General features: G+C 56.5%; 7 protein-coding genes. 5 read left to right on the forward strand and 2 right to left on the reverse strand.

Annotation, left to right across the window (positions count from 1 at the left end; genetic code table 11):
• The first annotated feature begins 31 nt into the window (after positions 1-31).
• Positions 32-733, forward strand: a complete 702-nt coding sequence (fre, locus tag ACOTZB_RS21970; protein WP_008501516.1) for an NAD(P)H-flavin reductase — start codon at positions 32-34, stop codon at positions 731-733.
• Positions 734-857: 124 nt separating this feature from the next.
• On the opposite strand, the gene fadA is transcribed toward fre, so the two are convergent.
• Both fadA and fadB read right to left on the reverse strand, forming a co-directional pair.
• Complete coding sequence (gene fadA, locus ACOTZB_RS21975) at positions 858-2,021, reverse strand: acetyl-CoA C-acyltransferase FadA (RefSeq protein WP_126331105.1); 1,164 nt, start codon at positions 2,019-2,021, stop codon at positions 858-860.
• A 9-nt stretch (positions 2,022-2,030) separates the two neighbouring features.
• Positions 2,031-4,220 carry a fatty acid oxidation complex subunit alpha FadB gene (gene fadB / locus ACOTZB_RS21980; protein ID WP_421628510.1) on the reverse strand — a complete coding sequence of 730 codons (2,190 nt, stop codon included), beginning with the start codon at positions 4,218-4,220 and terminating at the stop codon, positions 2,031-2,033.
• A 190-nt stretch (positions 4,221-4,410) separates the two neighbouring features.
• Here fadB and pepQ point away from each other — a divergent pair, with 190 nt between their 5' ends.
• The 4 genes from pepQ to hemG are packed head-to-tail and all read left to right on the forward strand — an operon-like array spanning position 4,411 to position 8,402.
• Positions 4,411-5,742, forward strand: coding sequence for a Xaa-Pro dipeptidase (gene pepQ, locus ACOTZB_RS21985; protein ID WP_045888442.1), 1,332 nt, complete (start codon positions 4,411-4,413; stop codon positions 5,740-5,742).
• Entirely contained in the window at positions 5,742-6,356 is a 615-nt protein-coding gene (locus ACOTZB_RS21990) for an IMPACT family protein (RefSeq protein ID WP_063442062.1), read from the forward strand. The genes pepQ and ACOTZB_RS21990 overlap by 1 nt, the downstream gene beginning before the upstream one ends.
• Before the next feature lie 41 nt (positions 6,357-6,397).
• Positions 6,398-7,849, forward strand: a complete 1,452-nt coding sequence (gene trkH, locus ACOTZB_RS21995; RefSeq protein ID WP_421628511.1) for a Trk system potassium transporter TrkH — start codon at positions 6,398-6,400, stop codon at positions 7,847-7,849.
• Positions 7,850-7,859: 10 nt separating this feature from the next.
• Entirely contained in the window at positions 7,860-8,402 is a 543-nt protein-coding gene (gene hemG / locus ACOTZB_RS22000; RefSeq protein WP_421628512.1) for a menaquinone-dependent protoporphyrinogen IX dehydrogenase, read from the forward strand.
• Positions 8,403-8,686: the final 284 nt, after the last annotated feature.

Here is an 8,686-nt window from a genome sequence, read left to right on the forward strand (position 1 = left end):
AGCCCTATAGACTTCCCGACAGAGAGAGCGAATGACAACCTTAAGCTGTAAAGTGACCTCGGTAGATGCCATCACCGACACCGTATATCGCGTCCGTTTAGTGCCAGAAGCGCCATTCTCTTTCCGCGCGGGTCAGTACCTGATGGTCGTGATGGATGAGCGTGATAAGCGTCCTTTCTCCATGGCCTCCACGCCAGCGGAGCAGGAATTTATTGAGCTTCATATTGGTGCGTCAGAGCTTAACCTGTATGCGATGGCGGTGATGGATCGGATCCTGAAGGAACGTGAAATCGTGGTGGATATTCCGCACGGCGATGCGTGGCTGCGCGATGACGAAGACCGTCCGCTGATCCTGATCGCTGGCGGTACGGGCTTCTCTTACGTGCGCTCCATTCTGCTGACCGCCCTGGCGCGTAACCCTGACCGCGACATCACCATTTACTGGGGTGGCCGCGAAGAGAAACATCTGTACGACCTGTCTGAGCTGGAAGCGCTGAGCGTAACCCATCCTAATCTGCGCATTGAGCCGGTGGTTGAGCAGCCGGAAGAGGGCTGGCGTGGTCGTAGCGGGACGGTGCTGACGGCGGTGCTGCAGGATCATGGCACGCTGGCAGGGCACGATATCTATATCGCTGGCCGTTTCGAGATGGCGAAAATTGCCCGCGACCTGTTCTGTAACGAACGTGACGCGCGTGAAGACCGCCTGTTTGGCGATGCGTTTGCCTTCATTTAAATAAAAAACCCGCCCCTGACAGGCGGGAAGAACGGCAACTAAACTGTCTCTCTTCGCCAATGACGCCATAACTGCGTTGGCTGCGTTCGTTCTGACGTCATTGGCTTGAGATACTTTTCCTGATTTACACTCTCTCAAACACCGTCGCGATACCCTGACCCAGCCCGATACACATCGTTGCCAGGCCAAACTGGGCATCTTTGCGTTCCATCAGGTTGATAAGCGTCGTGCTGATACGCGCTCCGGAGCAGCCCAGCGGGTGACCGAGGGCGATCGCGCCGCCGTTGAGGTTAATCTTCTCGTCGATCTGCTCCATCAGCCCCAGATCCTTAATGCACGGCAGGATCTGCGCGGCGAACGCTTCGTTCATTTCAAACAGGTCGATGTCGCTGGCGGCTAATCCCGCTTTTTTCAGCGCCAGCTTCGAGGCCGGAACCGGGCCGTAACCCATGATTGAAGGATCGCAGCCCACGACCGCCATCGAACGTACCCGAGCGCGAGGCGTTAAGCCCAGATCGCGGGCACGACTTTCGCTCATCACCAGCATCGCGGCGGCACCGTCGGACAGCGCCGACGAAGTACCTGCCGTTACCGTACCGGTGACCGGATCAAACGCAGGGCGCAGGGTAGAAAGTGCTTCTACGGTAGTTTCCGGGCGGATGACTTCGTCGTAGCTGAACTGCTTCAGTACGCCGTCAGCGTCGTGGCCGCCGGTAGGGATGATCTCGTTCTTAAAGGCACCAGACTGCGTGGCGGCCCATGCGCGGGCGTGAGAGCGCGCGGCAAAGGCATCCTGCATTTCACGGCTAATGCCGTGCAGACGAGAGAGCATCTCGGCGGTCAGGCCCATCATCCCCGCAGCTTTCGCCACGTTACGGCTCATGCCAGGATGAAAATCGACCCCGTGGCTCATCGGCACGTGACCCATGTGTTCAACGCCGCCTACCAGGCAGGCCTGCGCATCACCGGTCATGATCATCCGCGCCGCGTCGTGCAGCGCCTGCATTGACGAACCGCACAGGCGGTTGACGGTGACGGCCGGAACCGAATGCGGGATCTCCGCCAGCAACGACGCGTTACGGGCGATGTTGAAACCTTGCTCCAGGGTCTGCTGCACGCAGCCCCAGTAGATATCGTCCAGCGCAGCAGGATCCAGCGCCGGGTTACGCGCCAGCAGGCTACGCATCAGATGTGCGGAGAGGTCTTCCGCACGCACGTTACGGAATGCACCGCCTTTTGAACGGCCCATCGGGGTGCGAATCGCATCAACAATGACAACCTTTTCCATTGTGACTCCTTAAGCCGTTTTCAGCTCGCCAACCGGACGGGCTGGCTCAACTGCTGGATAGTAGGGTTCGTTATGGCGCGCTTTGTTACGCAGCCCTTCCGGCACCTCATAAAGCGGGCCGAGGTGCTGATACTGCTGAGCCATATCGAGATAGCGGGCGCTGCCGAGCGTGTCCAGCCAGCGGAATGCGCCGCCGTGGAACGGAGGGAAGCCCAGGCCGTACACCAGCGCCATGTCGGCTTCTGCCGGGCTGGCGATGATGCCTTCTTCGAGGCAACGCACCACTTCGTTGATCATCGGAATCATCATGCGGGCGACGATCTCATCGTCGGTGAAGTCGCGTTTTGGCTGGCTAACGTCGGCCAGCAGACCATCCACCGCGGCATCTTCTTCTTTCTTCGGTTTGCCTTTGCTGTCTTCTTTATAGCGCCAGAAGCCCAGGCCGTTTTTCTGGCCGAAGCGGTTAGCGTCGAACAGAGCGTCAATGGCGTCGCGATAATCTTTCTGCATACGCTGCGGGAAGCCTGCCGCCATCACCGCCTGAGCATGGTGGGCGGTATCAATGCCGACCACGTCCAGCAGATACGCCGGGCCCATCGGCCAGCCGAACTGTTTCTCCATCACTTTGTCGATTTTGCGGAAGTCCGCACCGTCGCGCAGCAGCTGGCTGAAGCCGGCGAAGTAAGGGAACAGCACGCGGTTGACGAAGAAGCCCGGGCAGTCGTTAACAACGATCGGCGTTTTACCCATCTTGCTGGCCCATGCCACCACTTTAGCGATGGTTTCGTCAGAGGTTTTTTCCCCGCGGATCACTTCGACCAGCGGCATACGGTGTACCGGGTTGAAGAAGTGCATCCCGCAGAAGTTTTCCGGACGCTTCAGCACGCTCGCCAGTTCGCTGATTGGAATGGTGGAGGTGTTAGAGGCCAGCACGGTCTCAGGACGAACCTTGTCTTCCGTTTCTGCCAGCACCGCTTTTTTGACTTTCGGGTTCTCAACAACCGCTTCAACGACGACGTCCACACGGTCGAAACCGCTGTATTCCAGCACGGGCTGAATGGTGGAGATCACGCCTGCAAGCTTCAGCCCGTCAATTTTTCCGCGTTCCAGCTGTTTATTCAGCAGCTTGGCCGCTTCGGTCATGCCCAGCGTCAGGGATTTCTCGCTGATGTCTTTCATCACCACCGGCACGCCTTTCCAGGCCGACTGGTAAGCGATGCCGCCACCCATAATGCCGGCGCCGAGTACCGCCGAATGTTTTGGCGTCTCAACGTTTTTAGTCAGCTGTTTGGCTTTACCCTTCACGAACTGGTCGTTGAGGAAGATACCGACCAGCGCGCGAGCTTCATTGGTGTGCGCCAGAGGGACAAAGCTCTGATTTTCGAGCTTCAGCGCTTCATCGCGTCCGAGACGAGCAGCCGCTTCAATGGTTTTCACCGCCGTGATCGGCGCTGGGTAGTGTTTACCCGCCGTCTGCATCACCATGCCTTTGGCGATGGTGAAGCTCATGGTGGCTTCAATCTTGCTGAGTTTTAACGGCTCCAGCTTCGGCTGGCGTTTGGCTTTCCAGTCGAGATCGCCGTTAATCGCCTGACGCAGAATGGCGAGTGCGCCTTCAACCAGTTTCTCAGGCTTCACGACGCCGTCGACCAGGCCGATTTTCTGCGCCTGTTCTGCGCCGACATCTTTACCCGCGGCAATGATCTCCAGCGCGCTGTCGGCACCGAGCATGCGCGGCATACGCACGGAGCCGCCAAAGCCCGGCATGATGCCCAGCTTGGTTTCCGGCAGGCCGATGCGCAGGTCCGGCGTCGCCAGACGGTAGTCGGTCGCGAGTACGCACTCGCAGCCGCCGCCCAGCGCGTAGCCGTTAACGGCGGAAATGGTCGGGACAGGCAGATCTTCCAGACGATTAAAGACGCTGTTGGCAAAGTGCAGCCACTGGCTCAGCTGTTCTTCCGGGACCAGGAACAGCGAAAGAAACTCGGTGATATCGGCACCGACGATAAAGGCCGCTTTGTTCGAACGCAGCAGCAGCCCTTTTAATTCAGGTTGTTTTTCAAGAACATCCAGCGCCTGGCCAAGACTGGCCACCGTCGCGGTATCAAGCTTGTTCACTGAGCCGGGGGCATCGAACACCAGTTCGGCAATGCCATCTTCCAGCCAGTTGAGGTACAGGGTGTCGCCTTTGTAGAGCATGTCAGTCTCCTGAATCCAGCAATTGGATCTGGTCATACCAGATGAATCGGAGTGTGAGATTTATGTTAATAAAATGCAAATTACTCATTAAGAAATTGCTGCATTGATCACGGTCGGTGGAAATCACGCAGCCGGAGTGAGGTGTGCTAAGATGCGATGACTTGAGGTCAAAAAAACGAAAGGAAGAATGATGGACTCACTGGCTTCGCTTTATAAAAATCATATCGTTACCCTACAGGAACGTACCCGCGATGTACTGGCCCGCTTTAAGCTGGATGCGCTGCTGATCCACTCCGGCGAGCTGATGAATACCTTTCTGGATGACCACGCTTATCCGTTTAAGGTGAACCCGCAGTTTAAAGCCTGGGTGCCGGTGACTCAGGTTCCAAATTGCTGGCTGCTGGTGGATGGCGTGAACAAGCCGAAGCTGTGGTTCTACCTGCCGGTCGATTACTGGCACAACGTAGAGCCGCTGCCGACCTCTTTCTGGACGGAAGAGATTGATGTGATTGCACTGCCGAAAGCGGACGGTATTGGTAGCCAGCTGCCTGCCGCGCGGGGCAACATCGCCTATATTGGCCCTGTTCCGGAGCGCGCGCTGGGTCTGGATATTCCGGCAGACAAACTCAATCCGAAAGGCGTGCTGGATTACCTGCACTATTACCGCGCGTATAAAACCGACTACGAACTTTACTGCATGCGTGAAGCGCAAAAAACGGCGGTCAATGGCCACCGTGCCGCGCATGAAGCGTTCCAGTCGGGGATGAGCGAGTTCGACATCAATCAGGCCTATCTGACCGCGACGGGCCACCGTGATACCGACGTGCCGTACAGCAATATCGTCGCGCTGAACGAGCACGCGTCTGTGCTTCACTACACCAAACTGGATCACCATGTTCCGTCGGAGATGCGCAGCTTCCTGCTTGACGCAGGCGCCGAGTACAACGGCTACGCGGCCGACCTGACCCGTACCTGGGCGGCGAATGCGGATACCGATTTCGCGCAGCTGATTAAAGACGTGAACGATGAACAGCTGGCGCTGATTGCCACCATGAAGGCGGGAACCAGCTATGTGGATTATCACATCCAGTTCCATCAGCGCATCGCAAAACTGCTGCGTAAACATCAGATTGTGAAAGACATGAGCGAAGAGGCGATGGTCGAAAACGATCTGACCGGGCCATTTATGCCGCACGGTATCGGTCACCCGCTGGGCCTGCAGGTTCACGACGTTGCGGGCTTCATGCAGGATGATACCGGCACGCACCTGGCGGCACCGTCTAAATATCCTTACCTGCGCTGCACCCGTATTCTGGAGCCGCGTATGGTGCTGACGATTGAACCGGGGATCTACTTTATCGAATCCCTGCTGGCGCCGTGGCGTGAAGGCCAGTTCAGCAAGCACTTCAACTGGGAAAAAATTGACGCGCTGAAGCCGTTTGGCGGTATTCGCATCGAAGATAACGTGGTGGTTCACGAAAACGGTATTGAGAACATGACGCGAGACCTGAAGCTGGCCTGATGGAAAGCTGGCTGATACCGGCTGAACCGGTCACCTTTGTTGAGGAAATCAAGAAAAGCCGCTTTATTACGCTGCTGGCGCATACCGACGGCGTAGAGGCGGCAAAGGCGTTTGTCGAATCCGTTCGAGCTGAGCATCCTGACGCGCGTCACCACTGCGTGGCGTGGGTGGCAGGGCCGCCGGACGATTCACAACAGCTGGGGTTTTCCGACGACGGTGAACCGGCGGGCACGGCTGGTAAACCCATGCTTTCGCAGCTGATGGGCAGCGGCGTGGGTGAAATTACCGCCGTGGTGGTGCGCTACTACGGCGGCATCCTGTTGGGCACGGGTGGGCTGGTAAAAGCCTATGGCGGCGGAGTTCAGCAGGCACTGAATATGCTCACAACTATCCGCAAAACGCCGCTCACCGAATATACTTTGTTGTGCGATTACGCTCAGCTATCGGGCATTGAAACGCTGCTCAAACAGTTTAACGGCGTCATCGCGCACAGTGAATATCAGGCAATGGTGCAATTACGCGTGGCGCTTCCGCAGGCGGAGCTGGCTGCTTTTTCAGCAAAACTGGCTGATTTTAGTCGTGGTTCGTTGCAATTGCTGCCGATTGAAGAATAATCCCCACCTCACTTTTATGAATACCAAAGGAAGCGGCAGAGATGCATTTTCGTGCCATAACCCGAATCGTTGGACTGCTGGTCATACTCTTTTCCGGGACGATGATTCTCCCAGGACTGGTGGCGCTTATCTATCGGGACGGCGCGGGGCGGGCTTTTACCCAGACCTTCTTTGTCGCGCTGGCGATAGGCTCGCTGCTGTGGTGGCCAAACCGTCGTCAGAAAGGTGAGCTGAAATCTCGCGAAGGATTTCTGATTGTGGTCCTGTTCTGGACGGTGCTGGGGAGCGTCGGTTCGCTGCCCTTTATCTTCTCTGAACAGCCTAACCTGAGCATCACGGATGCCTTTTTTGAATCGTTCTCCGGTTTAACTACCACCGGGGCGACGACGCTGGTGGGGCTGGATTCACTCCCGCACGCCATTCTCTTTTATCGCCAGATGCTGCAGTGGTTCGGGGGGATGGGGATCATCGTCCTGGCAGTGGCTATTCTTCCTATTCTGGGCGTTGGCGGCATGCAGCTTTATCGCGCCGAAATGCCCGGGCCGCTGAAAGATAACAAAATGCGTCCGCGTATTGCCGAGACGGCGAAAACCCTCTGGCTTATCTATGTCTTACTGACGGTGGCATGTGCGCTGGCGCTATGGTTTGCCGGGATGCCCGCTTTCGACGCCATCGGACACAGCTTTGCGACGATCGCTATCGGCGGGTTCTCCACCCATGACGCCAGCGTGGGCTACTTCGACAGTCCAACGATTAACACCATTATTGCCATTTTCCTGCTGATTTCAGGCTGTAACTACGGTCTGCACTTCTCTTTACTGAGCGGGCGCAGCCTGAAGGTGTACTGGCGTGACCCGGAGTTCCGTATGTTTATTGGCGTCCAGCTTACGCTGGTAATCATCTGTACCCTGGTGCTGTGGTTCCATGATGTCTACAACTCCGCGCTGACCACGCTAAATCAGGCGTTCTTCCAGGTGGTATCGATGGCGACGACCGCCGGGTTTACCACGGACAGTATCGCGCGCTGGCCGCTGTTCCTGCCGGTGCTGCTGTTATGCTCGGCATTTATCGGGGGCTGTGCGGGTTCTACGGGCGGCGGCCTGAAGGTAATTCGTATTCTGCTGCTGTTTAAGCAGGGCAACCGTGAGCTGAAGCGCCTGGTCCACCCGAACGCGGTTTACAGCATTAAGCTGGGGAACCGCGCGCTGCCGGAACGTATCCTCGAAGCGGTGTGGGGGTTCTTCTCGGCGTATGCGCTGGTCTTTATCATCAGTATGCTGGCTATTATTGCGACGGGGGTGGATGATTTCTCCGCCTTTGCGTCCGTCGTAGCAACATTGAATAACCTCGGGCCCGGTCTGGGCGTTGTGGCGGATAACTTTGCCAGCATGAACCCGGTCGCGAAATGGATCCTCATCGCCAATATGCTGTTTGGTCGTCTTGAGGTCTTTACGCTGCTGGTGCTGTTCACCCCTACATTCTGGCGCGAGTAAGGAGCCGTTGATGAAAGCATTGATTCTTTTCTCTACGCGAGACGGACAAACGCGTGAGATTGCCGCTTATCTGGCGTCGGAATTAAAAGAGCTGGGTATTTACTCTGATGTGGTGAACCTGAACCGTGCGGAGCAGATAGCCTGGCAGGATTACGATCGCGTGGTAATTGGCGCGTCAATTCGTTACGGGCATTTCCATCCGGCGCTGGATCGCTTTGTGAAAAAGCACACGGCGGTGCTCAACAAATTGCCCGGTGCCTTTTACTCGGTCAACCTGGTCGCTCGTAAAGCCGAGAAGCGTACGCCGCAGACCAACAGCTACACGCGCAAGTTTTTACTCAGCTCGCCGTGGCAGCCAGACCTGTGCGCCGTCTTTGCCGGCGCGCTGCGCTATCCTCGCTACCGCTGGTATGACCGCTTTATGATCCGCCTGATTATGAAGATGACCGGGGGTGAAACCGATACGCGTAAAGAAGTGGTTTATACCGACTGGTCACAGGTGGCCAGTTTTGCGCGGGAAATCGCACATTTAACGGGCGATTCGCGACATTAATAAGCGTTAAGTTTGAAAAGTGAGCGAACGAAAAGTTTTTTGTATTTTATGCTTGTCACGTCGGAATAACTCCCTATAATGCGCCTCCACTGACACGGAACAACGGCACACACGCCGCCGGGTCAGCAGAGAAAAGCGAAATTAATCACTTGACTCTGAAGCGGGAAAGCGTAATATGCACACCCCGCGCCGCAGCGAAAACGAAGCGGCACTGCTCTTTAACAATTTATCAGACAATCTGTGTGGGCACTCAAAGTGACATGGATTCTTAATGTCTTCGGACA

This window comes from Enterobacter cloacae complex sp. SHL020, assembly GCF_049236945.1.
Taxonomy (GTDB): domain Bacteria; phylum Pseudomonadota; class Gammaproteobacteria; order Enterobacterales; family Enterobacteriaceae; genus Enterobacter; species Enterobacter dykesii.

Bases quoted from the DNA above. Each gene is read 5' to 3' on its own strand.
- hemG (WP_421628512.1), top strand. From the start codon at position 7,860: ATGAAAGCATTGATTCTTTTCTCTACGCGAGACGGACAAACGCGTGAG.
- fre (WP_008501516.1), top strand. From the start codon at position 32: ATGACAACCTTAAGCTGTAAAGTGACCTCGGTAGATGCCATCACCGAC.
- fadB (WP_421628510.1), bottom strand. From the start codon at position 4,220: ATGCTCTACAAAGGCGACACCCTGTACCTCAACTGGCTGGAAGATGGC.
- trkH (WP_421628511.1), top strand. From the start codon at position 6,398: ATGCATTTTCGTGCCATAACCCGAATCGTTGGACTGCTGGTCATACTC.
- fadA (WP_126331105.1), bottom strand. From the start codon at position 2,021: ATGGAAAAGGTTGTCATTGTTGATGCGATTCGCACCCCGATGGGCCGT.
- pepQ (WP_045888442.1), top strand. From the start codon at position 4,411: ATGGACTCACTGGCTTCGCTTTATAAAAATCATATCGTTACCCTACAG.
- ACOTZB_RS21990 (WP_063442062.1), top strand. From the start codon at position 5,742: ATGGAAAGCTGGCTGATACCGGCTGAACCGGTCACCTTTGTTGAGGAA.